The sequence below is a fragment of the Gemmobacter fulvus genome, from assembly GCF_018798885.1.
In the GTDB taxonomy this organism is placed as follows: domain Bacteria; phylum Pseudomonadota; class Alphaproteobacteria; order Rhodobacterales; family Rhodobacteraceae; genus Gemmobacter; species Gemmobacter fulvus.
In genome coordinates, this window is record NZ_CP076361.1 from 1,906,254 (window position 1) to 1,932,540 (window position 26,287).

A 26,287-nucleotide genomic window follows, 5' to 3' on the forward strand; every position below is an offset into this window, starting at 1 on the left:
TGCAAAGACCCCGAACAGGCGCTGGTCAGTCCAGCGCCTGTTTCAGTTCATAGATCAGGTTCAGCGCCTCGATCGGGCTCAGCGCATCGGGATGCACCTCGCGCAGGCGCAGTTCCACCGCCGAGGCTTTGCTGGCCGCCGGTTTGGCCACCGGGGCAGGGGCGGCGCGGAACAGCGGCAGATCGTCGATCAGCGCCTTGGCTTTGCTGCCACCGCTCCGCTCGCCCGCTTCCAGCGCCTCCAGCACCACCTTCGCGCGGTCGATGACACTCGATGGCAGACCGGCCAGACGGGCCACCTGCACGCCATAGCTGCGGTCTGCGGCGCCCTTTTTCACCTCATGCAGAAAGATCACCTCGCCGTCCCATTCCTTCACGGTGACGGTGGCATTTTCCACGCCGCTGAGCTTGGCGGAAAGCGCGGTCATCTCGTGATAATGCGTGGCAAACAGCGCCCGGCAGCGGTTCACGTCATGCAGATGTTCCAGCGTGGCCCAGGCGATGGACAGGCCGTCATAGGTGGCGGTGCCGCGCCCGATCTCGTCCAGGATCACCAGCGCCCGCGCATCGGCCTGATTGAGGATCGCCGCCGTCTCGACCATTTCGACCATGAAGGTGGAGCGGCCGCGCGCAAGATCGTCCGAGGCCCCGACCCGGCTGAACAACTGGCTGACAAGCCCGATATGCGCGGCACGGGCGGGCACATAGCCGCCCGCCTGTGCGATCAGGGCGATCAGCGCGTTCTGTCGCAGGAAGGTGGATTTACCCGCCATGTTCGGGCCGGTCAGCAGCCAGATCGCCGGGGTGCCGGTTTCGGTCAATGCGCAGTCATTGGCGACAAAGGGAGTGCCGCCCTGACGCCGCAATGCGCGCTCCACCACCGGATGCCGCCCGCCTTCGATGTGGAAGGCGTGGCTGTCATCCACGCGCGGGCGGATCCAGTCTTCGGCCAGCGCCAGATCGGCAAAGCTGCCCGCCACATCCAGCTCCGCCAACCCCTGTGACGCCACCCCGATCGGTCCCGCCTGATCCAGCACGGCTTGGCGCAGCACGGCGAAGTGGCGCTTCTCAAGTTCCAATGCGTGATTGCCGGCGTTCAGGATACGTGTCTCGATCTCGCTCAGCGGCAGGGTGGTGAACCGCACTTGGTTCGCCGTGGTCTGCCGGTGGATGAAGGTTTCGTTCAGCGGCGAGGCTTGCATCTTTTCGGCATGGGTCGAGGTCGTCTCGATGAAATAACCCAGCACATTATTATGTTTGATCTTCAGGCTCTGTATGCCGCTTTGTGCGATGTAGTCGGCCTGCATGGCAGCCACCACGCCACGGCCCTCGTCGCGCAGACGCCGTGTCTCGTCCAGATCGCCGTCATAACCGGGGGCGATGAAGCCGCCATCGCGCACCAGAAGCGGAGGTTCGGCGACAAGAGACTGATCCAAAAGGGAAATCAGTTCGTCATGCCCGCGCAGGCCCGTGGCGGCTGTTGTCAGAAGTCCTGGCTCCACGCCAGACATCAGCGTGGCAATCAATGCCGCATTTTCCAGCCCGTTGCGGATCGCGGCCAGGTCGCGCGGGCCGCCCCGGTCCAGCGCGAGCCGTGACAGCGCGCGGTCCATGTCCGGCACCCGGCGCAGCGCGGCGCGCAGGTCGTCACGCAGGCGGGTGGCATCAAGCAGATGTGCCACGGCATCATGGCGTGCGGTGATCTGCACCAGATCGCGCGAGGGGCTGGATAGGCGCCGTTCCAACAGCCGCGCACCGCCCGCAGTCACGCTGCGGTCAACCGCATCCAGCAAGGATCCGGCGCGGCCACCGGACAGCGCGGCCGTGATCTCCAGATTGCGGCGAGTGGCGGCGTCGATCTGCATCGCGCCGCCCAAAGCCTCGCGCTGCGGCGCGCGCAGCAGCGGCAGTTTGCCCCTTTGCGTCAGATCAAGGTAGTCGACCAAGGCGCCCAGTGCGGCCAGTTCGGCGCGGTCAAACGCGCCAAAGGCATCCAGCGTTGTGACCTGAAACAGGGCACAGAGCCGCTTTTCCGCGCCGGTGCTGTCAAAGCTCGCCCGCGCCATCGGCGTGATCGCTGCGCCAATCTCGGTGACGATCAGGGCCAGATCGGCGCCATGGTCCTCGGCTACCAGCACTTCGCGCGGCGCAAGCCGGGCCAGTTCGGGGGGCAGGCGGGCGGGGGGGCAGGGCATCACCCGCAACTCGCCGGTGGAAATATCGGTCCAGGCCAAAGCCGCCTCGTCGCGCACCTCGGCAAAGGCGCAAAGGTAATTGTGCCGCCGCGCCTCCAGCAGGCTGTCTTCGGTCAGGGTGCCCGGTGTGACCAGCCGCACCACATCGCGCCGCACCACGGATTTGGAGCCGCGCTTCTTGGCCTCGGCGGGATCTTCCATCTGCTCGGCAATCGCCACGCGAAAGCCCTTGCGGATCAGCGCCAGCAGATACCCTTCGGCGGCATGAACCGGCACGCCGCACATGGCGATATCTTCGCCCAGATGCTTGCCGCGTTTGGTCAGCGCAATATCCAGCGCCTCAGATGCGGCCACCGCATCGTCAAAGAACATCTCGTAGAAATCGCCCATCCGGTAGAACAGGATCGCATCCCGATACTGCGCCTTGATCTCCAGATATTGTGCCATCATCGGCGTTACGCTGTCATCACTCACGCGGTTCTTCCCCCAAAGCAGCCTGGCGACCCTACAAAACCCCCCCGCCGGGGAAAAGCGCCAAGTGCGGCGTTGGCAGGCGCGGGCAGGGGCGTTATGACGGCTGGGATATCAATGCAGGATGGCCCCCTGATGACCAAGACCAAGATCACCCCGGAAGAGGCGCTCGCCTATCATCTGGAACCGAAACCCGGCAAATATGAAATTGTCGCAACCACGCCGATGGCAACCCAGCGCGACCTGTCGCTGGCCTATAGCCCCGGTGTTGCGGTCCCGGTGCAGGCCATCGCCGACCGGCCCGAAACGGCCTATGACTATACGGTCAAAGGCAACATGGTTGCGGTGATCTCCAATGGCACGGCCATTCTGGGCATGGGCAATCTTGGTGCGTTGGCCTCCAAGCCGGTGATGGAAGGCAAGGCGGTGCTGTTCAAGCGTTTTGCCGACGTGAACGCCATCGACATCGAACTGGATACCGAAGATCCGGAAGAGATCATCAAAGCCGTCTCGCTGATGGGGCCGACCTTCGGGGGTATCAACCTTGAAGACATCAAGGCGCCGGAATGTTTCATCATCGAACAGCGCCTGAAAGAGATCATGGACATTCCGGTGTTCCATGACGATCAGCACGGCACCGCCGTGATCTGCGCGGCCGGTCTGATCAACGCGCTGGAGATCAGCGGGAAGAAGATCGAAGACTGCCGGATCGTGCTGAATGGCGCAGGCGCAGCCGGGATCGCCTGTCTGGAGCTGATCAAGGCGATGGGTGCCAAGCATGACAATTGCATCATGTGCGACACCAAGGGCGTGATCTATCAGGGCCGCACCGAAGGCATGAACCAGTGGAAGTCGGCCCATGCCGCGCGCACCGATGCCCGCACGCTGGAAGAGGCGATGACCGGGGCCGATGTGTTCCTTGGCGTATCGGCCAAGGGGGCGGTGACGCCGGAAATGATCGCCTCGATGAACGACAATCCGGTGATCTTCGCCATGGCGAACCCCGACCCGGAAATCACCCCGGAAGAGGCCCATGCCGTGCGCGCCGATGCCATCGTGGCCACCGGGCGCAGTGATTACCCCAACCAGGTGAACAACGTCCTCGGCTTCCCCTATCTGTTCCGGGGCGCGCTGGACATTCACGCCCGCGCCATCAATGACGAGATGAAGATTGCCTGCGCCAAGGCGCTTGCGGCGCTTGCGCGCGAGGATGTGCCGGATGAAGTGGCGATGGCCTATGGCCGCAAGCTCAGCTTCGGGCGCGATTACATCATTCCCACCCCGTTTGATCCGCGGCTGATCTACGTCATCCCGCCGGCGGTGGCGAAGGCGGGCATGGATACCGGCGTGGCGCGCCGCCCGATCATCGACCTGCATGCCTATGAGCTGAGCCTGAAGTCGCGGATGGATCCGACGGCCTCCATCCTGCAAGGCGTCCATGCCCGGGCCAAGGCGGCACAGGCGCGCATGATCTTTGCCGAAGGCGATGATCCGCGCGTTCTGCGCGCGGCTGTGGCCTATCAGCGGGCCGGTCTGGGCCGGGCGCTGGTGGTGGGGCGCGAGGCGGATGTGCGCGAAAAGCTCGATTCGGTCGGCCTGCATGATGCCGTGCGCGAACTGGAGATCGTGAACGCCGCCAATACCCGCCACCTCGATCAATACAAGGACTTCCTGTATCAGCGCCTGCAACGCGAAGGTTTTGACCGCCACGACATTCACCGCCTTGCCGCGCGGGACCGGCATGTGTTTTCGGCCCTGATGCTGCAACACGGCCATGGTGACGGGCTGGTGACCGGGGCCACCCGCAAATCCGCGCATGTGCTGAGCCTGATCAACCATGTGTTCGATGCCAAGGCGGCAGATGGCGCGGTGGGGGTGACGGCACTTTTGCACAAGGGGCGCATCGTGCTGATCGCCGATACGCTGGTGCATGAATGGCCGAATGAACAGGATCTGGCGGTGATCGCGACCAAGGCCGCCGGCGTGGCGCGCAGCCTCGGGCTGGAACCGCGCGTGGCCTTTGTCAGCTTCTCCACCTTCGGTTATCCGGTGTCGGAACGGGCCACCAAGATGCACATGGCGGCCAAGGTGCTGGACGATATGAAGGTGGATTTTGAATACGAAGGCGAAATGACGGTGGACGTGGCGCTGAATGCGCAGGCCATGATGCAATACCCGTTCTGCCGCCTGTCGGGCCCCGCCAATATCCTTGTGGTGCCGGCGCGGCATTCGGCCTCCATCTCGGTCAAGCTGATGCAGGAAATGGCGGGGGCCACGGTGATCGGCCCGATCCTGACCGGGGTCAGGAAGCCGATCCAGATCTGCTCGACCAATTCCACGGTGAATGACATTCTGAACATGGCGGTCATGGCTGCCTGCAAGATCGGCTAAGGGGGAAGCGGCATGGCGATCTACAATCTCGGTTCGATCAATATCGACCATGTGTATCACGTGCCGCACCTGCCTTTGCCGGGGGAAACCCTGTCGGCAGAGGGCTATACGATGGGCCTGGGCGGCAAGGGCGCGAACCAGTCGGTCGCAGCTGCCCGTGCCGGGGCCGTTTGTTTTCATATCGGGGCGCTGGGGCCGGGCAGTGACTGGGTGCTGGCGGACATGACCGGGTATGGCGTTGATCTGCGGCATGTCACGCGCGGCGATGTGCCGACGGGCCATGCCATCATCTATGTGGATCCGGCGGCTGAAAACAACATCGTGCTGTTTCCGGGGGCAAATCGCAGCCTGACCGCTGCGATGATTGACGCCGCTTTGGCCGAGGCCGGGCCGCAGGATACGCTGATGATGCAGAATGAAACGGCGATGCAGGCCGAAGCTGCCCGCATCGCGGCTGCCAAGGGGATGCGGGTGATCTATTCCGCCGCTCCGTTCGACATTGCTGCCGTGCGCGCCGTCTTGCCGCATGTCAGCCTTCTGGTGATGAACGAGGTGGAGGCCGCCCAACTGCGCGCCGCAGAAGGGCAATTGCCGCCGATGGATGTGATCATCACCAAAGGGGCCGAAGGCGCAGAGTGGATTTCCGCAGCCACAGAGCCGCTTTTTGTGCCCGCGTTCAAGGTGACCCCGGTTGATACGACCGGCGCAGGCGATACGTTTATCGGCACTTTGGCGGCAGGCCTCGATCTGGGGTTGGACCGTGCTGCGGCCATGCGGCGCGCGTCAGCCACATCTGCCGTGCAGGTCACACGTGCTGGGGCCGCGCAGGCCATCCCCGCAGCTTCCGAGGTGGATGATTTCCTACGCGCCCAGAGCCGCGCTATCCCACCCGCATAAGCCGGGCGGCCCGCGTCCACAGGATGGCGGTGTCGATGCGTTTACCCGGATAGATTTGCTGCAACGCCACGCGATAGGCCGCCATCTGGCGCAGCAATCCGTCGGGCACATCCTCGGGCCGATCCGGCACCAGCAGGTTGGATTTGTAATCCACTGCCAGCACATGATCCGGGTGCAGGATCAGCCGGTCAATGGTGCCAAACATGCGCTGACCATCCAATTCAGCAGTCACAGACACTTCTGTCAGCGCCGCAGGGGTGAAAATCCCGGCCAGTTCTGGTGCCGACATCACCGATGTGGCCTCGGCCAGCAGGCTCTCCCGCAGATCCGCCTCGGGCACCAGCGATGCGGCAAGGGCGGGCCAATGCGCCGGATCATGCGAGGGCAGATATTCCAGCAGCAGATGCAGCAGGGTACCACGCTGTCGGGCGGCATCACCTTCGCCGTCGCTTTCACCCGGCAGAACCTTCGCCCCGCCCAGATCAGAGGGCCGCAGCATCTGCGCCGGGCGGTCAGGGGCTGCGGCAGGGTAGGTGGCCCAGTCCGGCAAGGCCGGGCTGGCTGGCAGGGGGGCCGGGGCGATGGCGGAACCCACCGCCTCTGGCCAGGCGCCCAAGCTATAGACAAGCCCGCCATCGCGCGCGGCCTCGGCCCCCAGACGTGCCGCCCCTGCGGTGATCAGATCATACCAAGCGGGGTCGCGCTCTTCATCCGATTTGGCCTTCTTGTCACTTTGCGAGCCAAGCTGGCCCGCCGCCGCGACGATCAGCCAGCTTTGCGCGCGGGTCAGCGCGACATAAAGCAGACGCATGGATTCCGCCCGCGCCCGATCCCGCCGCTCCCGGCGGATTTCGGCAATTGCGGTGGGGCTGTCACTGGCTGGAGTGCGCCAGACCATGGCGCCGGAGCCAAGCCGATAGAGCTCGTCCCGGTCATTGGGCCGGTGATCGGCAGTATCGGGCAGGATGACGATCGGCGCCTCCAGCCCCTTTGCCCCATGCACCGTCATCACCCGGATCTTCTGCCCTGCGCTGTCCATCTGCCGCTTCACCTGCACCTCGTCGCTTTGCAACCAGGTCAGAAAGCCGGTCAGGCTGGGCACATCGTTGCGTTCATAGGCCAGCGCCTGCGACAGCAGCTCGTCAATGCCGTCTTCCGCCTCGGCCCCAAGGCGGGCCAGCAGCTTGCGGCGGCCATCATGGCGGGTCAGCGCACGTTCGATCAGATCGAAGGGCCGCAGGTAATCGGCCTGATCGCGCAGATCCTGAAGCATGGCAAAGGTGTCGGGGTAATCCGCCGCCGACTCGCGCAGCGCTGCCCAGAGATAGCCGCTGCGCGGTTGGGCCACCCGATAAAGCTGCGCCTCGCTCCAGCCGAACAGGGGCGAGCGCAGCACCTCGGCCAATGCCAGATCATCCTCGGGCGTGGTCAGAAACGCCAGCAGGGCGGTGATGTCCTTCACTGCCATTTCGCCGCCCAGATGCAGCCGGTCTGCCCCGGCAATCGGCAGGCCCGCGGCTTTGCAGGCGCGGATCACCTCGGAAAACAGCGGCGAGCGCCGCCGCACCAGAATCAGGAAATCCCCGGCATGAACCGGGCGGGGGCCATGCTCGCCCGGGATCATCGTGCCTGCTGAGAGAATTTCGGCAATACGCGTGGCCACCTTGCGGCCCAGCTCTGCCGCGTGATGCTCGCCACTGATCAGATCCACCGGATCGGCCCAATCCTCGTCTTCCGGGTTGGCGGAAGGGGCGATGGGTGGCCAGATCTCCACCCGGCCCGGCATCGCATCCTTGAACGCGATATGGCTGGAGGCCCCCCCCAGATCCTGATGCAGATGCGGGGCAAAGGTTTCATCCACCAGCCGCAAGATCGCCTGCGACGAGCGGAACGAATACTCCAGTTCCAGCGCCTGAAACGGCGCAGCAATATCGGTCAACCGGGCGCAGAACGTCTCGCGCATCCGGGCAAAGGCCGAGACATCGGCCCCCTGAAACGAATAGATCGACTGCTTCTGATCGCCCACCACAAAGATCGTGCGCGCCACGTCGCGCGCGCCGGCCCCCGAGGTGAACTCCTGCGCCAGCAACTCGATCACCTTCCACTGATCGGGCGAGGTGTCCTGCGCCTCGTCCACCAGAATATGGTCGATGCCACCGTCCAGCCGGAACAGCACCCATTGCGCCACGGCGGGATCGGTCAGCAGAGCCTTCGCCCGCCCGATCAGATCATCGAAATCCAGCGCGCCGCGCAGCATCTTGCGTCTGGCATAGAGCGGCAGGAACACGGCGGCAAAGCCATGCAGCGCGGCGGTGCGTTCGGCGGCTGTCAGCGCGATGCGGCGCAGGCGCGCGGTTTCCACCCGGCTCATCAGATCGGCAAGTTTGTCGCCCAGCGGGCCAAGGGCGGCGCGGCTTGCCTTGGTCGGCAGGCTGTCGGTTTTTGCGGCAAAGGGGGCCTTGGTCTTTTCGCCGTAAAGAAACAGATCCTCCATCGCGGCCAGCAGGCCAAGCCCCGGCACCGTCAGATCCAGCGCGGAAAGCCGTTGGGCGGTTTTCACATCGGTGCTGCTGCCCCGGGCAATCAGGGCAATCGCATCGGGCAGCCAATCCGCCTCGTCGCCCAGCAGCACATCGGCCAGAATGCCCTCGGCCGTTTCGCCTTCGGGCACCTCGAACAGCGCATGGCAGTCTGCAAGGCTCAGGGGCGGCGTAAAATGCGCGGCGTTGCTCGCCACTTCGCGGGCCAACTGGCCGAAATCCTCGCCGGTATAAAGCCGGGCCAAGGCGCGCACCGCCTCGGGTGCCAGCGTTTCGGCCATTTCTTCGATGATCTCGTCGCGCAGCAGATTGGCGGCGCGGTCGTCCATCTCGGTGAATTGTGGGGATACCCCGGCCTCCAGCGGAAAGCGGCGCAGCAGGCTGGCGCAGAAACTGTGGATCGTCTGGATGCGCAAACCGCCTGGCGTCTCGATTGCGCGGGCAAACAGGCGGCGCGCGTCGGACAATGTTTCACGGGAAACACCGCTTTCCACGCCCAGTTCTTCCAGCGCCTTGTGCAGATCGCCGTCAGGTTTCATCGCCCATTCGCCAAGCCGCTTGAACAGGCGGTTCTGCATCTCGGATGCCGCGGCTTTGGTATAGGTCAGGCACAGGATGCGCGCCGGTTCCACCCCGGCCAGCAGCAACCGCGCCACCCGATCCGTCAGAACGCGTGTCTTGCCCGATCCGGCATTGGCCGCGAGCCAGGTGGATTGGCCCGGATGCGCGGCCTGCACCTGGCGCTCGCTGGCATCATTGCGGATCATGCCACATCCTCCGGGCGGGTGCGGTCGGTCATTTCCCATTCGCCAAAGCGGGCGAGATGGTCATAATCGCCGGGGAAGCGGCTGTCGAACACCGCACGACGGGCGGCATAGCCGGTCTCTTCGCTCAGATAGCGGGTGATCAGCCGGTTCAGATCCTGCCACACCTTGCCGGTGATCTCGGGCGTGATCTCGGTTGCCACCAGTTTCGGCGTGGTGCCAAGCCCGACATAGCTGATCCGCGCCACATCCGCGAAGCCCAGTTCGGCAAAGCCGCCACGTTCCGCCATCGCGGCGGCCAGCAGCAGCTGCTTGTCGAATTGCTCCTGCTGTTTTGGTGTGGGCGGCGTACCGGTCTTGTAATCGAGGATGTGCAGCCGCCCATCCGGCAAAAGGTCGATCCGGTCCGGCGTGCCATAGAGGGCAAAATCCAGCGGTGTCAGAGCCACTTCTCCGGTTTTTTCGATGCCCACCGGGGTTCCGCCGTCGATGCCGTCATGGTCGAGGAAAAAATCTGCGGCCCGCTCCATCCGGCTGAGCCAGAGCGTGCGCGCAGCGGGCCAGGGCACCTGCGCCTGCAACACGGTTTCAGCGATGCGCAGCAGGCGAGCCCGTGCCTCGGGGCGGCTTTCGGGCTGGCGCTGTTTGACAAAGGTTTCCAGAATTTCGTGCAGCAACGATCCGCGCAGCCGGGCATCTGCCGTGCGGTGCAAAGGGTCGAGCTTCTTCAGCCGCAGGATATAGCGGGCATAGATCGCATAAGGATCGCGGATCAGCGTGGTGATCCGGGTCAGTGCCAGCTTGCGTGGACGATGCGCCAGCGGCGGGCGGGGTGCCGGGCGCGGGGCCGACGGGGTGAGGGCCATGGGCCGTTCCAGCGCATCCGCCAGATCAAGCCAGTGCTGCCCGCGCGCCTTCATCGCGGCCAGTGCCGCAGGCCCGTTCCGGGCAGAAAGCCCGCCCAGAAGATTGGTCAGCCGGTTCAGCCAGCGCGAGGGCACGGTTTCCGCCTCGGCATCGCGGCGGGCGCGGCTCAGCACCACTTCCGGCGCGCCGATGGCCTGTTGATAGTCATGCGCGGCCAGTCCGATCCGCCGTTCCGGCAATAACAGACCCGCATCCTTGCGCATCTTGCGATTCAGCCAAGGGTCCGGCGCAGGGATCTGCGGCCAGATCCCGTCATTCAACCCGCCGAGGATCACCAGATCCGCGCCCTGAACCCGGGCTTCCAGCGTGCCCCAGATCATCAGCCGGGGATGGCCCAGGGCCTCTTCGCGGACTTCGCCCCGGTTCAGGATGGCATCAAACAGGTTGCGGTAATCCTGCACGGTGAACAGGCCGGCCGCCGCCGCCTCGGCCTGCAATCCGGCAATGGCGCTGCGGGCGGCCTCACCGGCGGTTTGCAGCCACAATTCGCCGGTGCCCGTGCCCGAGGGGCCGCGTGCCAAAGTCTCTGTGATGGCCAAATGCTGATCCAGCAGCAGGGTCAGCGGCTGTGGCCCCATGCCCTCCAGATCGGCGGTCGCCGCGATGATCCACTCCACCCATGGTCCTGCGGCGTCGTCCTTGCGGGCCTCGGCCCAGGCGCGCAGCGCCTCGGGTTCAGGGAAGGGCGGCCCATACTTGCGCAGCTTCAGCTCCAACTCGCGCGTCAGCCGCAGATGCGTGCCGCGTTCGCTGTCCGATGCGGTGAGCGGATGTTTCAACAGCGTCAGCAGCGCTTCGGAGGTCAGCCGCCGCCCCATCAGCCCCGACACATGCCGCAGCAGCCGCCCCGGTGCCGAAAGCGCCAGCGGTTTGCCGGCGGAATCGTCGGGCACGATGCCCCAACGGTCCAGCGCCGCAGTCACCTGCCGGGTCAGCCCGCGATCCGGGGTGATGAGCGCGGTCACCTTGCCCAGATCCGCCGCCTCGCGCAGGATCAGCGCAATCGCCAGCGCCTCGTCGCGCGGGCTGTCGGCCTCGATCAGTGTCATCGCCGCTGTGGCTTCGGCCAGGTCCGTCAGGTGCTGGCCCTCGGTCAGCCATTGATCGGTCACGGGCGCGGGGCGCAGCGACAGCGACACCAGCCGGTTGCGCGCCGGGCAGGGGGCGGGCCGCCCGCTCCAATGCGTGACACCGGCATGGCCGTGGCCAAGCTGATCAAGCAGGCGGCGAAAGCGGTATTGCGGATGGTCTTCGGCGGTCATGGCATCGCCCATGCCATCCCAGACCGCGCCGGGCAGATCGAAATCGAAACCCGGCAGGATCAGCGCGCCCTGTGGCAGCGCCGCGACCGCCTGCATGAAACGCAGCGTCGTGCCGCGTGAGGCGGTGGAGCCCGCCACGATGATCGGCCCTTGCGGCGGCGCGGCCTGCCAGCGCGCGGCCAGGGCCTCGACCACCCGCCGTTGCCGTGCCTCCGGGTCCGGCGCATCATCGGTGCCGAAAAACGGCTGCACGATCTGCATGAAGCTTTGCGTGCGCGTCCAATGCGCCGAATGGTTCGAGACATCGAGTGCGGCAATCACATCGGGCGTCACGCCCTCGCCCTGCATCTCGTCCATCAGCGTCGCCAGACTGTCGGCCAGATCATAAAGCGCTGTGCGGGGGGCCAGATCGGGCTGCGCATCCAGCAGGCGCGCGACAAGCTGGGTCAGTTCCAGCCGCCGCCGCAAGGGCGGAATTGCGGCGGGGATGCCTTCAATGGCCGCCTCGACCCCCAGATCCGTGATCAGCCGGATGCGGGGCAGAAAGCTTGCCCCCTCGGCGCTGAACAGATCAATGATGCGGCGGCGCATCCGTTGCGTGTTCACGAACACCTGCACCTGCGCCATGGCTTCGGGCGGGGCTTCGGCCAGCCGGGCCTTCAGCCCGCGCACCAGTTCGGCCGGAAAATCGGCGCCGGGGGGCAGGGCGAACAGGCGGGGTTGGTCCGGGTCAAACATCATCATTCGCCAGCAGCGCCTCTGCCATGGCGATGCCGCCCGGGTGGCCGACATCGCACCAGCCGCCCTGATGCACATGGCCAAAGGCTCGGCCTTCGGCAATCGCCATGTCCCACAGCCGGTTCAGCGAAAACACCCGGTCGGGAATTTCTGCCAGCCGATCGGTGCGCAGGATCTGCGCGCCCAGATAGGCCAACCCCGGCGCGCCTTTGGCCCGCGCAATGCGCCCCTCGCCATCCAGCACGAAGTCGCCCGTCCCGGCAAAGCCTTTGGCCTGTGGGGCGGGCAGCAGCAGCAGCAGCGCATCCATGCGCGCCGGATCCCAGGCAGACAGCAACTGCGCCAGAGGGTTTTGCCCGGCCCAGACCGCATCGGTGTTCAGGGTGAACACCGGCCCCGGCCCCAGCAGCGGCAGTGCCGCGCGCAAGCCACCGCCGGTCTCCAGAATCTCGTCCGGCTCTGCGGCGAAGCGGATATCGGCGCGCCCCGCCAGATGCGCCCGGATCTGATCGGGCAGGTAATGCAGATTGACCACGATCCGCCGCAGCGCCAGCGGCTCTGCCTGCAGCAGCGCATGATCAATCAGCGCACGCCCCGCCACCTCGATCAGAGGTTTCGGGCGATGGGCGGTCAGCGCCCCCATCCGGGTGCCGAAGCCGGCGGCAAACAGCATCAGGGCGCCGGGGCGGTCGGGCATTTGGAAGAGATCCTTGCAAGGGCTTCGGGGGTGGGGTCTGGCAACAGGCGGGCGCAAAGCGGGGCCAGCGGGGCCAGAGCCGGATGCGCCAGATTGCGCCGCAACTGCTGCCACACCCGCGGGATCAGACGCAGATAACCGGGTTTGCCTCCATGCAGGCACAGCCGGGCAAAGATGCCCAGAATCCGCAGCGCCCGCTGGGTGCCCAGAACCGCATACGCGGCGCTGAATTCGGCCTCGGTCTGGCCGGTGGCAGTGCGGAAGCGGGCGCAGATCGAGGTCTCTGTCTCGATCGCCACATCGCGCCGCGCATCCTGTAACAGCGATACAAGATCATAGGCGGGTTGCCCCATCTGGGCGAGCTGGAAATCGAGCAAGCCGACCCGCGCCAGCCCTTGCCTCTCTGGCAGCCAGAGCAGGTTTTCGGCGTGATAGTCACGCAAGATCACGATGCGCGGGCCGTCGGCATGGCAGGCCAGCAGATCGCGCAGGCAGGCGATGAAATCGCGGCTGTCGATCCGTTCGTCCGTGATGCCCCAGCGATACCAGTCCAGCACAAAGGCCGCCGCTTCGGCCCAATCCTGCGCCGAAAGATCGGGGAGACCATGGGGGGGCGGGGCGCTGTGAAGATGCAACAGCACGTCGCAGGCGGCGGCATAGAGCGGCTGTTCCAGCAAGGGATCCTGCGCGATGACGCGGGCAAAGATGCCATCCCCCAGATCCTCCAGCAGCAAGAATCCCTGCTCCAAATCTTCGGCCAGAATGGCGGGGGCAGACAGGCCCAGCCCGGTCAGGTGCCGCGCCATGGCGACGAAATCGGCAGGATCATCGCCCTTTCCGGGCGGCGCATCCATCAGAACGGCACTCTGTCCGCCTTGCCGCAGCCTGTCATAACTGCGGTCCGAGGCATCGCCCGCCAGAAAGCTGCGCTGGGCGCTGCCCCATCCGGCACGGGCCAAAAACGTCTCTGACAAGGCGCGACGGTCAGTCATCGGTGCCCCAGTCGCGCCTTGCGTCTGCGATCAGTTCGGGGTGTTGCGGCGCCGTCACCTCCACGCGCCGCCCCTCGCCCTCAGGCGCAAAGGCCAGCCGGATGGCATGGGGCGGGGTCAGGCGGCCAAGCCGGTCCGGCCATTCGACCAGACAGATCGCAGTGGCAAAGGCCGCGTCCAGCCCCAGTTCGATCACCTCGTCGGAATGGCCCAGACGGTAGAGATCGGTGTGCCAGATGTCGCCCGCCGGATCGTCATAGGTTTGCACCAAGGTGAAGGTGGGCGATGGAATATCAAGCGCCTCGCCCAGACGCGCCCGGATCAGCGCGCGGGCGAAATGGGTTTTCCCCGCACCGATACCGCCCTCCAGCAGCAGAACCATGCCGGGATGCAGCCTTGCGGCCCACCACTGGCCAAAGCGGGTGGTGGCTTCCTCATCGGCCAGGTGGATCGAAAGATGGGACGCGTGGATCATCCGGGCAGTTTTACCGCCCAGCCCCAAAGCTGCAACCCCGCTCAGGCCTGCTTGAGTGCGCGAGCCGTGGCAAAGGCCGGGCTTGGCCCTTCGGGATAGGCGGCGCATTTGAACCGCGCGAGCGTTGATCCGCCCGGCAAGCCGGTGAACCGACATTCGATCAGCCGCCCATCCAGCAGGCGTGCTTCGCCCAGAACCGGATCACGCTCGCCGTTTTCGCTGGCAAACCGTTCGGCCTCGGCCCAGAGCGCGGTGGGTCCGGTGCGGTCGCGCCAATGTGCGCAGAGGGACTTCAGGCAGGAATCCGACAGGCGTTCTGCCGGATCATGGCCCCACAATGCGGCATAGGCGGCATTTGTCATCACCAGGATCCCTGCGGGCGAAAACACCGCCAAGGCCTGATCCACCGCATCCACCACCGCCTGCGACATTTCTAGATCGGCGCGATAGCGGCGGATGCGCGAAATCTCGGTCGAGATATCCTCGATCATCAGGGCCAGCGCGCCATTCGGATGCGGCCGCCCGACCACCTTGTAGGTCTGCCCCGAAGGCAGGCTCCAGGTTTCTTCGAACAGGCCCGAGGACGCGGCCTTTTCAAGCTCGGTCATCTGTTTGCGCCAGGTGCGGTAATCCTTGGGTTCCGGGATCATGTTGCGGTCGCGCATCGCATCCAGAAACGCAAAAAGCGTGGGCCGCATCGACAGGAAATCCACCGGCAGGCCAGACAGGTCGAGCAGGGCCGGATTGAACATGGTCAGTTGCCGCTGCTTGTCAAAGATCGCAAGGGCAATGGGCAGATGGGCAAAGGTCTTGGTCAGCGTCTGGGTAAAATCGCGCAAGGCGCTTTCGGCATGCACGGCAGCATCGGCAGGCAAGGCGAACAGCAAGCGGCCGTCGCCTTCGGTGAACATGATCAGATCGAACCAATGGTCGCGCCCCGGACCCTGCGCCAGCTTCTGCCGCTGGCCCTTCACGCCCTGCGCGGTTGCGGTTTTTTCAAACAGGCGCGGCAGTGGCCAGCTCAGATCCTGCCCCGGTTCCAGATGATGTGCGGCCTGAAGCAGATAGGCGGCATTGGCCCAGATCACCTCTCCCTCCGCCGCCTCGCGCCAGATCATCAAAGGGGCCTGCGACAGGGTGCTGCGCAATTGGGCCAGTTCATCCTGAATGGCGCGATGCGTCAGCGGATCGGTCCCCGCAGGCCCGGCCTGTTCATCCGGGTCCAGCAGGCTGATCCGCGTCAGGCCGCCCCGTGCCTCTGCCCGCAGGGTAAAGGGTGCGGGCCCCGCGGATGTCAGGATCAGCCGCCCGTCACGGTGGAGATTGACGACCTGCGCGTTGAAATCGGGAAAACGCGGCGAAAGATAGGCCACAAGCCGCACCCAGGGGCTGCCCTTTGCCGCGCTGAGCGAGAGCAGCGCGCGGGCGCTGGGCGTCGCGTCCACCAGCAATTCGCCATCAAACAGAAAACTCGTGCCGCCCGCACTGTCAGAAAAGATTACGCATTGCGCCGTCGCTGCCCGGCTTTGCAATGCCGCAAGGGCCAGAACACCCCCGAGTGCGGCAAGGCCCGACGTCACCACCAGCGCCACAGCCAGCGTCCAGTCGATCTGCATTTTGTTTTCCCCAAAGAGCTGCGCCTTTTCAACAGCCTTGGGGCGAGAAGGTTAAAGCAGTGTTAAACACGGAATTGTGAACGGCAAAATATTATCCAATTTACCAAGGTCCGATGCGAAATCGCATCAGGTATTGAGGTCGTTCTCGCCCAATGCACCGCGCGGCGCTTCGATCCGCGCCATCGGCCAGATCACTTCGACAATCGCGCCGCAGCGTTCCACCTGATTCTCGGTGGTGGGCGGCGATACCGTGCCATTGGCAAATGTCAGCTCGGCCCCGGTCCGCTCCAGCAAGGTCTTGGCGATGAACAGGCCCAGCCCCATGCCTTCATACTCCGGGCGCTGCGCCGGTGCCTTGCGACTGCGCATGAACGGATCGCCAATCCGCCCGATCACATGCGAGGGATAGCCGGCGCCATCATCAACAATACGGATCAGAACCTGATCCCGGCCCCATTCGCCTTCGACCCAGACCTGATGCTGCGCAAAATCAACCGCATTCTGGATCAGATTGCGCAGGCCGTGGATCACTTCGGGCTGGCGCAGGATGATGGGTTCCCGCGCGGCATCGCCTTCGGGGGGGAGCAGGTCAAAATGCACCTGCTTGCCACGATTGACATGCGGCTCTGCCGCTTCGCGGATCACGGTGCTGAGCGGGGCCTGACGCAGATGTTTGTCATCCTTGCCGATGCGGCCCATCGAGCGCAGAATATCGCGGCAGCGATCCGCCTGATCGCGGATCAGCTGCGCATCGGCATGCAGATCCGGCTGGTCATCCAACTCGTCCATCAATTCGCTGCTGACCAGCTTGATTGTGGCCAGCGGCGTGCCCAACTCATGCGCCGCAGCTGCCACCACGCCACCCAGATCGGTCAGCTTCTGTTCGCGCGCCAAGGCCATCTGTGTGGCCAGCAGCGCATCCTGCATCGAATGGATCTCTCCGGCGACGCGATGTGCATAAATGCCCAGAAACACGATGCCGATCACGATCGACAGCCAGAAGCCAAAGCCGAACAGCTGCGGCACCGCAAAGGTCGATCCGTCATGCAGGGTCATCGGCAGGCTGAACAGCGCCAGGATGGTGACAAAGCTGATCGCCATGCCGCCCAGAACCAGCGTGGCGCGCCCTTCCAGCGCTGTGGCCGAAATGGTGACAGGCGCAAGGATCAGCAAGGCGAAGGGGTTGGTCAGCCCGCCGGTCAGGAACAGCAGCGCCGCCAATTGCGCCAGATCGAACAGCAGGGTCAGAAACACCTGCCGTTCCGTCAGCCGGGTATTCTGCGGAAAGACCGAGGCGGAGACCAGGTTGGCAATGACCGAGGCCCCGACAACCAGATAACACAGGCCCAATGGCAACTGGATGTCATACCAGGTCCAGGCCATCACGATGGCGATGATCTGCCCGGCGATGGCGGCCCAACGCAGCAGGATAAGCGTGCGCAGGCGCAAAAAATCGCTGCGCGTTTCGCGGGATGGCATGGCAATCTGTGAAAAGCGCATCGGGTGGCCCATGCTGTCGCAGGCAGTTATTTTGCCATTGTTAAGAGCCGCCGCTTGCGGGATCAATGCGCGATGGCACGGAAGGGAAATGCGATGTCTAAGCTTTATGCCGGTCTGGCGGTGGCAGCAGTGGTTGGTCTGATCGGCGGCTCTGCGCTTTGGGTGTTCAACGCGCGGTCCGAGGATCCCTTTGCGGTGTGCCGCGCAGGGCAGGTGGGCGGCGGGGCGATTGGCGGCCCGTTCACGCTTGTGGACGAGGCGGGGGCCACGGTCACCGATGCGCAGGTTCTGACGAAACCTTCGCTGGTGTATTTCGGCTATACCTTCTGCCCGGATGTCTGCCCGATGGACAATGCGCGCAATGCCGAGGCCGTCGATATTCTGGAAGAGCGCGGCTATGACGTGACGCCGGTGTTCATTTCCATCGACCCGGCCCGTGATACGCCCGCCGTTCTGACAGATTTCACCGAAAACCTGCATCCGCGCATGGTCGGCCTGACCGGCAGCCCGGAACAGGTGAAGGTGGCCTCACAGGCCTATAAAACCTATTACAAGGCGCAGCCTGCCGAAGATGACTTCTATCTGGTGGATCATTCGACCTTTACCTATCTGATGTTGCCCGGAACCGGCTTTGCCGAATTCTACAAACGCGAGTCGACGGCCGAAGAAATGGCGCAAAGCGTTGGCTGTTTTGTCGATGCCGCAAAATCACTTGCCGAAAATTGACCTCCACTGAAAAGCGGCCTAGGTTCGCGGCATATATACAGGACAGGGAACATCACGATGATTGAAGATCTGAGTGCCGAACTCGGGGCGGATCGGTCCCTTCTGCTTGTTGATGATGATGAGCCCTTCGTGAAGCGGCTTGCCAAGGCGATGGAGAAGCGGGGCTTCATCCCGGAAACCGCAGAAAGCGTGGCGGCTGGCAAGGCAATTGCACAGGCCCGCCCGCCTGCCTATGCCGTTGTCGATTTGCGTCTGGAAGATGGCAATGGGCTGGATGTGGTCGAGGTTCTGCGCGAACGGCGGCCCGATTGCCGGATCGTGGTGCTGACCGGATATGGCGCGATTGCCACGGCGGTTGCGGCGGTAAAGATCGGCGCCACCGATTACCTGTCAAAACCCGCCGATGCCAATGAGGTGACGCGGGCACTGCTGTCGCGCACGGATGCTTTGCCCACCCCGCCGGAAAATCCGATGTCGGCAGACCGGGTGCGGTGGGAGCATATTCAGCGCGTCTATGAAATGTGCGACCGCAATGTTTCGGAAACTGCGCGCCGTCTGAATATGCACCGCCGCACGCTTCAGCGTATTCTGGCCAAGCGCAGTCCTAAATAGTTGCCGATCTCGGCTGATTTCGTTATAAGCCGGGCAAAGTTGCCGGTTTTAATGATTACAGAAACCAAACGCGATCCGACGAAACACAGGTTTCGCGATGATCAGCCGGAAGAGGACGGACTTTGATGGACATCAATGCACTTTCGTTGAAAGAGCTGAAAGACCTTCAATCGCAGATTGCCAAGGCAATTGTGTCATATGAAGATCGCAAGAAAAAAGAAGCACTTGCCGAACTTGAAGACCGGGCACGCGCCATGGGCTTTACGCTGGCAGAACTGACCGGAACGCCGGTGACGCGCAAGCGCGCGCCCGCTTCGGCCAAATATGCGAACCCCGATAATACGTCGGAAACCTGGTCTGGCCGTGGCCGCAAGCCGCGCTGGTTTGATGCCGCGCTGAAAGCGGGCAAGTCGGTCGACGATCTGGCGATTTAACTGTCCATCTCTGCCAACAATGCCATGTGGCGGGCGGTGAAATCCGCCCGCACCTCGACAGGCGGGCGCAGGTGCAGGGTCAGGCCCGCCAAAAGGGCATCCTGCGGTTTGCCAAACAGGCGGTTCGCCTCCGTGATGGTAAAACCGGCAATCTGCACTGCCTCCAGCCAGGCCGATACCTTGTCCGCCGCCTTGATTGCCGTCTTGATCGGCGCGGGCAACGTGGCGGGCAGGCCAAAGCGGATGTGAATGGCGGCGGTCAGCCGCAGATCAAGCTCGCCATAATCCGGCCCGATGGCGGCTTTCACCGGGCTGATCATATCGCCGATGACATATTCCGGTGCATCATGCAGCAAGGCGGCCAGACGCCAGCGCGCGGCGATGCCGGGGTTTTGCCGGGCGAAGATCTCCGTCACCAGAACCGAATGTTCTGCCACCGAATAGGGCCAGTCGCCCAGCGTCTGCCCGTTCCAGCGCGCCACGAAGGCGAGGCCATGCGCGATGTCCTCGATCTCGATATCCATCGGGGTCGGGTCGAGCAGATCGAGCCTGCGCCCCGACAGCATCCTTTGCCACGCGCGGGGCTGTTTTCCACGATTGTTTCCTGATTCTGCCATAATTCGACCAATCTGCCTTGAACATTGTCCGTCGCGCGACGGGGTGCTATCTCAGCCGCAATTGTCATTGCAAGGAGTGCGGCGCATGCCGAAGGATTACATCGTCAAGGATATCGCTCTGGCCGCGTTCGGCCGCAAGGAGCTTGATATTGCCGAAACGGAAATGCCGGGGCTGATGGCGCTGCGCGAAGAATTTGGCGCAAGCCAGCCGCTGAAAGGGGCGCGTATCGCCGGGTCGCTGCATATGACGATCCAGACTGCCGTCCTGATCGAAACGCTGGCGGCGCTGGGCGCAGATGTGCGCTGGGCCTCGTGCAACATTTTCTCGACCCAGGATCACGCGGCCGCCGCCATTGCCGCCACCGGCACGCCGGTCTTTGCGATCAAGGGCGAAACCCTTGAAGAATATTGGGAATATACCGACAAGATCTTCCAGTTCCCGGAAGGCACCTGCAACATGATCCTAGATGATGGCGGCGACGCGACGCTGTATATCCTGATCGGCGCACGGGTCGAAGCCGGGGAAACCGGCCTAATCGACGTACCCACCAGCGAAGAAGAGATCTGCCTGTTCAACCAGATCAAGAAACGTCTGGCGGCAAGCCCCGGCTGGTTCACCGCACAGCGCGCCGCGATCAAGGGCGTGTCGGAAGAAACCACCACCGGCGTGCATCGCCTGTATGATCTGCACAAGAAGGGCCAGTTGCCCTTCCCGGCGATCAACGTCAATGACAGCGTGACCAAGTCGAAGTTCGACAACAAATACGGCTGCAAGGAAAGCCTGGTGGACGGCATCCGCCGCGCCACCGATACGATGATGGCGGGCAAGGTTGCCGTGGTCTGCGGTTACGGCGACGTGGGCAAAGGCTCTGCCGCCTCGCTGCGCGGTGCGGGTGCCCGGGTAAAAGTGACCGAGGTCGACCCGATCTGCGCGCTGCAAGCCGCGATGGACGGGTTCGAGGTCGTGGTGCTGGAAGATGTGGTGCATGACGCCGATATCTTCATCACCACTACCGGCAACAAGGACGTGATCCGCATCGAGCATGTGCGCGAGATGAAGGATATGGCAATCGTCGGCAATATCGGCCATTTCGACAATGAAATTCAGGTCGCCGCGCTGAAAAACCACAAATGGACCAATATCAAGGAACAGGTGGACATGATCGAAATGCCCTCGGGCAATCGGATCATCCTGCTGTCCGAGGGCCGTCTGCTGAACCTCGGCAATGCCACCGGCCATCCGTCTTTCGTGATGTCGGCCAGCTTCACCAATCAGGTTCTGGCGCAGATCGAACTGTGGACCAAGGGCGAGGACTATGCACCGGGCGTTTATATCCTGCCGAAAGCGCTGGATGAAAAGGTGGCCCGCCTGCACCTGAAAAAGATCGGGGTCAAACTGACCGAACTGCGCGCCGATCAGGCCGAGTATATCGGCGTGAAGGTCGAAGGCCCGTTCAAATCGGATCACTACCGCTACTGAGACTGCGGCGGAACTGCATCAGGAAAGGCCCCGCCGGTTCACCGCCGGGGCCTTTTATTTGCAACAAAACTTTCGCCGGTATTAATATCGAGAGAAAAAAGGCACCCCCGGTGCCGGATCGTTTGGGATGTTGGTGATGGAAGAATCCAAAAGAGACAAGCTGCGCGCCAAAATGCTGGCGGGGCTGCCAAAGGGCGCCCGCGTGGCGGAAATCGGCGTCTGGGAAGGCGCGTTCAGCAAGCGTATCATTGAAATCTGCGCGCCAGCCGAACTGCACCTGATCGACCCGTGGCTGTATCAGCCAGAGTTCGCCAATACCGGCTTTGGCCGCAAGAAAAACGAAACCCTGATGGATGTGAAATATCAGGATGTCGTGGCGGCCTTCAGCGATGACCCCCGCGTCAAGATTCATCGCGCGACCTCGGATGTGGCTTTGGCGGCGCTGCCGGATGCCTCGCTGGATTGGGTCTATATCGACGGCAACCATAACGAGCCGTTCATCGGCAATGACCTTGCGCTGTGCCTGCAGAAGGTCAAGCACGATGGCATCATCGCGGGCGATGATTTCAACTGGCAGTCCGACTCTAACGGCGCGCCGGTGAAACGCGCGGTCGAGGCGATGCTGGCCGATCTGGGCGATCAGGCAGAGCTGATGCTGATGGCCAACCAATATGTCATCCAGCTCAAACGGCCTGCGCCTGGGGCCTGAGCTGCGGGGAAGATGCGGCGATAATTCCCTTTGTCGCTTTTCCGCCTTGCCCTAAGCTTTGGCGGCAAGGCGGGCAACGACCCTGCTTTCAGGACAGTGACAGAGGAGAATGGTATGAGCAAAAGAGACGATCTGATCGCCAAATATGCGGATGACCTGCTGAACAAATGCAAGATGCAGCCGGATATGGATCTGCTGACCAAGGTGACCATCGGCTGTGGCCCGGCCATCTATGATGCCGACAGCGAAACTGTCGCCGGCAGTTCGGCGTCAGAGCTGGAGACGGTGAAGAAGAACTTCCTGATCAAGAAGCTGGGTCTGGAAGACAGCCCGAAGCTGATGGAAGCAATCAACGCGGTGATCGACATCTATGGCCGGTCAGAGCGCAACAAATACCGTGCGGTCGTCTATTACATGCTGACCAAGCATTTTGGCAAAGAGGCGGTCTACGCCAAGTAAGACCCCGATCAGATCCGCATCGCGCCCGCAACCCTGCGGGCGTTTTGCTTTTTCAGGCCCGGCATAACCGTTTGATTTGACATAAATTAGAAGCGCATTGCTTTTGCGCGCCACAGCCTTTCGGGCTATGGTCAGATCAACGGCAGGATGCCCGAGACCTTTTCAGAACACGTGTGGTGCTAAGGGAGCACGTGGGGTGGATGGAGGGTCTCGTGGGGTCGGGGCCCTCCATTTCCCATCATGTGTCATACAGCCCGCCAAGACGGCAGATGATCGCCCATTCCTCTGGCGTCACCGGCTGCACCGACAGCCGCATGTTCGTGACCAGCGCCATCTTCTCCAGCCCCGGTTCCTGCTTGCAGGTGTCCAGCGTCACCGGGCGCAGCAGCGGCTTCACGGCGCGGATATGCACGCAATCCCAGCGCGGATCATCGGTGGTGCTGTCAGGTGCGCTTGTGGCGCTGACCTCGACAATCCCCACGATCTCTTTCCCGATGTTGGAGTGGTAAAAGAAACCCCGCTCGCCGATCTGCATCGCGCGCATGTTGTTGCGGGCCTGATAATTGCGCACGCCGCCCCATTCTTCGCCCGCATCGCCCTTGGCGACCTGCTGATCCCAGCTCCAGGCGTCGGGTTCGGATTTGAACAGCCAATAGGCCATCAGCCGATGACCTTCTTCCATTCGGAAATCGTGACAGATTCGAACAACCCTGCCAGCGCATAGGGATCGGCGGCGGCCCAGGCTTCGGCCTCCGCCAGAGTGTCGACCGACAGCACCACCAGCGAGCCGGTCATCTGGCCTTCGGGCGACAGGAACGGCCCGGCCATTTCCACCACGCCCGAGGTTTCGATATGCGCCAGATGCGCGGCGCGGGTGTCGAGCCGGGTTTGCAGGGCGCCGGGTTTGTCTTTGCAGATCAGGGCTACACGCATGGTCATTCCTGTTTCAAGGGACGGGTCAGAAGGCTTTGGATCGCGGCACCCAGCGTGACAGTCCCGTCAACAAGGGCGGCAACCATGGTTGAAATCGGCATGTCGATACCGTCTTTCGCGGCAATCTGCGCAACGGCCTTGGCGGTGGCAACCCCTTCGACAGTCTGCGAGGCATCAAAGGGCGTCGCGGCGCCAAGCGCCTGGCCAAAACGGAAGTTGCGCGACAGTTGCGAGGTGCAGGTCAGCACAAGATCACCAAAGCCCGACAGACCGGCCAGCGTTTCTGGCCGGGCCCCGCGTGCCAAGGCGAAGCGCTGCATCTCGGCATAGCCCCGCGTCATCAGCGCGGCGCGGGCAGAATCGCCCAGGCCCGCGCCGATCACAACGCCGGCGGCGATGGCGACAATGTTCTTCAGCGCGCCGCCCAGCTCTGCCCCGATCACATCCGTGCTGCGATAAAGCCGCAAGACCGGGGTGGACAGCGCGTGCTGAAGCTGCGCGCCAAGCGTCTCGTCGGTGCAGGCCAGCGTCAGCGCAGTGGGCAGGCCGCGCGCGATGTCTGCCGCAAAACTCGGGCCGGTCAGCACAGCGGGGGCACGGCCCCCCTCCAGCTGCGCCAGTAGCTCAACCGGGCCAAGTCCGGTGCGCAGATCAACCCCCTTGCAGCAGGCCACCAGCGCCTTGCCGCGCAACAAGGTCGCATGGTCGGCGCTGAACGCTGAAAGCGCCTGCATTGGCAGCGCCAGCAGAACGGCGTCTGCCGGGGCGATGGCAGCAAGATCGGGCGTGACGCTGACCGCCTCTGGCAGGGTGATGCCCGGCAGGCGGGCAATCTGCCGCCCCTCCAATCCGCGCCCCCACAGCGTCACAGGCCGTTCGCGCCCAAGTGCGACGGCAAGCGCACCGCCAAAGGCCCCGGCCCCCAGAATGGCGATCTTCATGCCTTGGCCCCCTTTTTGCCCGAGCCGAGCAGCGCGGGGCTTTTCTGATCCAGTGGCCAGCGCGGGCGGGCCGACAGCGTCAGGTCATCCGCGCCGCGCTGGCGGAACTGTTCGATCCCGGCCCAGGCGATCATCGCGGCATTGTCGGTGCAAAGCGCCAGCGGCGGCGCGAGGAAGCTGACACCCAGCCCCTCGCACAGCGCCAGAAGGCGGCTGCGGATTTCGGTATTGGCCGCCACGCCGCCCGCCACGGCAAAATGCGCAACGCCGCTGTCCAGCAGCGCACGGCGGGATTTTTCGGTCAGCACATCGGCCACCGCACGTTGAAACCCGGCACAAAGGTCGGCGCGGTCTTGCTGACGCAGCCCGCCAAGCCCGGCCATCAGACCGTCGCGCGCGCGCAGAACGGCGGTTTTCAACCCCGAGAAGGACATATCGCAGCCGGGCCGGTCCAGCAGGGGGCGGGGCAGCGGGATGCGCCTGGCATCGCCCTGCGCGGCCTCGGCCTGCACCGCTGGCCCGCCGGGTTGCGGCAGGCCAAGGATCTTCGCCACCTTGTCAAATGCCTCGCCCGGCGCATCGTCGATCGACCCGCCCAGCCGGGTGAAGTCTGCGGGGCCGTCCACCCGCAGAAACTGGCAATGCCCGCCCGAAACCAGCAGCATGATATAGGGGAAATCCACCATATCGGTCAGCCGTGGGGTCAGCGCATGGCCTGCCAGATGATTGACCCCGATCAGCGGCAGGCCTGTTGCGGCGGCCAGCCCCTTGGCACACATCACCCCGGACAGAACCCCGCCGATCAAGCCCGGCCCCGCCGTGACCGCGATGCCGTCCAGCGCGGTCAAGGGCAGACCGGCCTGCGCCAGCGCCGCCTCGATGCAATGGTCGATCCGTTCGGCATGGGCGCGGGCGGCAATCTCGGGCACCACGCCGCCAAACGCCGCATGCAGCGCGGTTTGCCCCTCGACCACCGAGGCGAGGATCTGCGGTGCGGCACCGGGAACGTGCCGCACGACGGCGGCGGCAGTGTCATCGCAACTGCTTTCGATGCCAAGAAGGGTCAGGCTGTGCATGGGTTGCCGTTGAAACAAGGGTCATGCCGAGGTAACACCGCTGGCATGGCCAAGCAATCCCGCCCTTCCGTGGTGATCCTGACCCGGCCCGCCGCGCAGGCCGCCCGGTTTGCTCAGGCGGTGACGGCGCGGTTTGATCCGGTCGGCGTGATCTCATCGCCGCTTCTGGCCCCACGTTTTCTGTGCCCCGATCTGCCGCCCCGCCCCTTTTCGGCGCTGATTTTCACCTCGGAAACCGCTGTCGAGGCCTGTCGGCGATTCTCTGCCGCACAGCGGGCCTTGTTGCCGCAGCGCGCCTATTGTGTCGGGCGGCGCACGGCACAGGCGGCGCAGGGCTTGGGTTTTGCGGCGCAATCGGCGGATGGCGATGCCGATGCGCTGGTGGCGGCGATCCTGCGCGATGCGCCCTCTGCGCCTTTGCTGCATCTGCATGGTGCCGAAACGCGGGGCGATGTGGCGGGGCGGCTGACGGCGGCGGGGCTGGAGACGCTGTCGGTTGAAACCTATCAGCAGGTGGCGCAACCCCTTGATAAACAGGCGCTTGCGGCGCTTCAGGCGGATGCGGCGATTGTGCTGCCGGTCTTTTCCCCCCGCACGGCGCAGATCCTGGCTGAGGCCCTGATCCGGGCAGCCCCGCGCGCGCCGCTGCATTTTGTTGCGATTTCGGATGCAACCGCAGCGCCGCTGCGGCGTTTGCCCTTTGCATCGCTGTCGGTGGCGGCCCAGCCTGACGCCGAGGCGATGTTGCAGAGGATGGCCCCGCTCTTTGCCGCAGACGCGCGCCTTGAGCCGTGAGCCATGAGCGACTAGCTTGCATCAAGACGCAAGTAATTGAG

At 64.0% G+C, this 26,287-nt stretch carries 22 protein-coding genes; 9 read left to right on the top strand and 13 right to left on the bottom strand.

The window, feature by feature from the left end:
- Positions 1-25: 25 nt before the first annotated feature.
- Positions 26-2,668 carry a DNA mismatch repair protein MutS gene (gene mutS, locus KM031_RS09345; RefSeq protein ID WP_260691895.1) on the bottom strand — a complete coding sequence of 881 codons (2,643 nt, stop codon included), beginning with the start codon at positions 2,666-2,668 and terminating at the stop codon, positions 26-28.
- A gap of 132 nt (positions 2,669-2,800) precedes the next feature.
- On the opposite strand from mutS, the gene KM031_RS09350 reads away from it, so the two are divergent.
- Both KM031_RS09350 and KM031_RS09355 read left to right on the top strand, forming a co-directional pair.
- Positions 2,801-5,056: an NADP-dependent malic enzyme gene (locus tag KM031_RS09350; RefSeq protein WP_215505903.1), complete on the top strand. Its 2,256-nt coding sequence runs from the start codon at positions 2,801-2,803 to the stop codon at positions 5,054-5,056.
- A 12-nt stretch (positions 5,057-5,068) separates the two neighbouring features.
- Complete coding sequence (locus tag KM031_RS09355; RefSeq protein ID WP_215505902.1) at positions 5,069-5,953, top strand: ribokinase; 885 nt, start codon at positions 5,069-5,071, stop codon at positions 5,951-5,953.
- Here the strand turns inward: KM031_RS09355 and addA are convergent.
- From addA to regB, 7 genes are all read right to left on the bottom strand, one after another.
- A complete protein-coding gene (addA, locus tag KM031_RS09360) occupies positions 5,937-9,260 on the bottom strand; it encodes a double-strand break repair helicase AddA (protein ID WP_215505901.1) in 3,324 nt (1,107 codons plus the stop codon). The two genes, KM031_RS09355 and addA, sit on opposite strands and share 17 nt — an antisense overlap.
- Positions 9,257-12,184, bottom strand: a complete 2,928-nt coding sequence (gene addB / locus KM031_RS09365; RefSeq protein WP_215505989.1) for a double-strand break repair protein AddB — start codon at positions 12,182-12,184, stop codon at positions 9,257-9,259. The genes addA and addB overlap by 4 nt, the downstream gene beginning before the upstream one ends.
- Positions 12,177-12,881 carry a nucleotidyltransferase family protein gene (locus KM031_RS09370; protein WP_215505900.1) on the bottom strand — a complete coding sequence of 235 codons (705 nt, stop codon included), beginning with the start codon at positions 12,879-12,881 and terminating at the stop codon, positions 12,177-12,179. Before KM031_RS09370 ends, addB begins: the two co-directional genes overlap by 8 nt.
- Positions 12,857-13,873 (bottom strand): aminoglycoside phosphotransferase family protein, encoded by a 1,017-nt coding sequence (locus tag KM031_RS09375; RefSeq protein WP_215505899.1) that lies wholly within the window; start codon positions 13,871-13,873, stop codon positions 12,857-12,859. The genes KM031_RS09370 and KM031_RS09375 overlap by 25 nt, the downstream gene beginning before the upstream one ends.
- A complete protein-coding gene (tsaE, locus tag KM031_RS09380) occupies positions 13,866-14,348 on the bottom strand; it encodes a tRNA (adenosine(37)-N6)-threonylcarbamoyltransferase complex ATPase subunit type 1 TsaE (RefSeq protein ID WP_215505898.1) in 483 nt (160 codons plus the stop codon). Before tsaE ends, KM031_RS09375 begins: the two co-directional genes overlap by 8 nt.
- A 41-nt stretch (positions 14,349-14,389) precedes the next feature.
- Positions 14,390-15,964 carry a PAS-domain containing protein gene (locus KM031_RS09385; protein WP_215505897.1) on the bottom strand — a complete coding sequence of 525 codons (1,575 nt, stop codon included), beginning with the start codon at positions 15,962-15,964 and terminating at the stop codon, positions 14,390-14,392.
- A 126-nt stretch (positions 15,965-16,090) separates the two neighbouring features.
- Positions 16,091-17,443: a sensor histidine kinase RegB gene (gene regB, locus KM031_RS09390; protein ID WP_246567133.1), complete on the bottom strand. Its 1,353-nt coding sequence runs from the start codon at positions 17,441-17,443 to the stop codon at positions 16,091-16,093.
- A 114-nt stretch (positions 17,444-17,557) separates the two neighbouring features.
- On the opposite strand from regB, the gene KM031_RS09395 reads away from it, so the two are divergent.
- From KM031_RS09395 to KM031_RS09405, 3 genes are all read left to right on the top strand, one after another.
- Complete coding sequence (locus KM031_RS09395; protein WP_215505895.1) at positions 17,558-18,190, top strand: SCO family protein; 633 nt, start codon at positions 17,558-17,560, stop codon at positions 18,188-18,190.
- Positions 18,191-18,247: 57 nt separating this feature from the next.
- Positions 18,248-18,802 carry an ActR/PrrA/RegA family redox response regulator transcription factor gene (locus KM031_RS09400; protein ID WP_215505894.1) on the top strand — a complete coding sequence of 185 codons (555 nt, stop codon included), beginning with the start codon at positions 18,248-18,250 and terminating at the stop codon, positions 18,800-18,802.
- A 125-nt stretch (positions 18,803-18,927) separates the two neighbouring features.
- On the top strand, positions 18,928-19,236 hold the full coding sequence (locus KM031_RS09405; RefSeq protein WP_215505893.1) for an H-NS histone family protein: 309 nt from the start codon (positions 18,928-18,930) through the stop codon (positions 19,234-19,236).
- Here KM031_RS09405 and KM031_RS09410 read toward each other — a convergent pair.
- Positions 19,233-19,853, bottom strand: coding sequence for an HD domain-containing protein (locus KM031_RS09410; protein WP_215505892.1), 621 nt, complete (start codon positions 19,851-19,853; stop codon positions 19,233-19,235). The genes KM031_RS09405 and KM031_RS09410 overlap by 4 nt on opposite strands.
- A gap of 85 nt (positions 19,854-19,938) precedes the next feature.
- On the opposite strand from KM031_RS09410, the gene ahcY reads away from it, so the two are divergent.
- From ahcY to KM031_RS09425, 3 genes are all read left to right on the top strand, one after another.
- A complete protein-coding gene (gene ahcY / locus KM031_RS09415) occupies positions 19,939-21,333 on the top strand; it encodes an adenosylhomocysteinase (RefSeq protein WP_215505891.1) in 1,395 nt (464 codons plus the stop codon).
- Positions 21,334-21,469: 136 nt separating this feature from the next.
- Positions 21,470-22,042 carry a class I SAM-dependent methyltransferase gene (locus tag KM031_RS09420; protein ID WP_215505890.1) on the top strand — a complete coding sequence of 191 codons (573 nt, stop codon included), beginning with the start codon at positions 21,470-21,472 and terminating at the stop codon, positions 22,040-22,042.
- Between the two features lie 114 nt (positions 22,043-22,156).
- Positions 22,157-22,501 carry a DUF2853 family protein gene (locus KM031_RS09425; protein WP_215505889.1) on the top strand — a complete coding sequence of 115 codons (345 nt, stop codon included), beginning with the start codon at positions 22,157-22,159 and terminating at the stop codon, positions 22,499-22,501.
- A 238-nt stretch (positions 22,502-22,739) separates the two neighbouring features.
- Here KM031_RS09425 and KM031_RS09430 read toward each other — a convergent pair whose 3' ends face one another.
- From KM031_RS09430 to tsaD, 4 genes are read right to left on the bottom strand one after another with little or no spacing between them, the layout of a single operon-like run.
- Positions 22,740-23,162, bottom strand: coding sequence for an EVE domain-containing protein (locus KM031_RS09430; RefSeq protein ID WP_215505988.1), 423 nt, complete (start codon positions 23,160-23,162; stop codon positions 22,740-22,742).
- Entirely contained in the window at positions 23,162-23,434 is a 273-nt protein-coding gene (locus tag KM031_RS09435; protein WP_215505987.1) for a YciI family protein, read from the bottom strand. Before KM031_RS09435 ends, KM031_RS09430 begins: the two co-directional genes overlap by 1 nt.
- A gap of 2 nt (positions 23,435-23,436) precedes the next feature.
- The gene (locus KM031_RS09440) at positions 23,437-24,375 is read right to left on the bottom strand and encodes an NAD(P)H-dependent glycerol-3-phosphate dehydrogenase (protein WP_215505888.1); all 939 of its coding nucleotides are present in this window, start codon (positions 24,373-24,375) and stop codon (positions 23,437-23,439) included.
- Complete coding sequence (tsaD, locus tag KM031_RS09445; protein ID WP_215505887.1) at positions 24,372-25,451, bottom strand: tRNA (adenosine(37)-N6)-threonylcarbamoyltransferase complex transferase subunit TsaD; 1,080 nt, start codon at positions 25,449-25,451, stop codon at positions 24,372-24,374. Before tsaD ends, KM031_RS09440 begins: the two co-directional genes overlap by 4 nt.
- Positions 25,452-25,496: 45 nt before the next feature.
- Between tsaD and KM031_RS09450 the strand changes: the two genes are divergently transcribed.
- The gene (locus tag KM031_RS09450; protein ID WP_215505886.1) at positions 25,497-26,246 is read left to right on the top strand and encodes a uroporphyrinogen-III synthase; all 750 of its coding nucleotides are present in this window, start codon (positions 25,497-25,499) and stop codon (positions 26,244-26,246) included.
- The last annotated feature ends 41 nt before the right edge of the window (positions 26,247-26,287 follow it).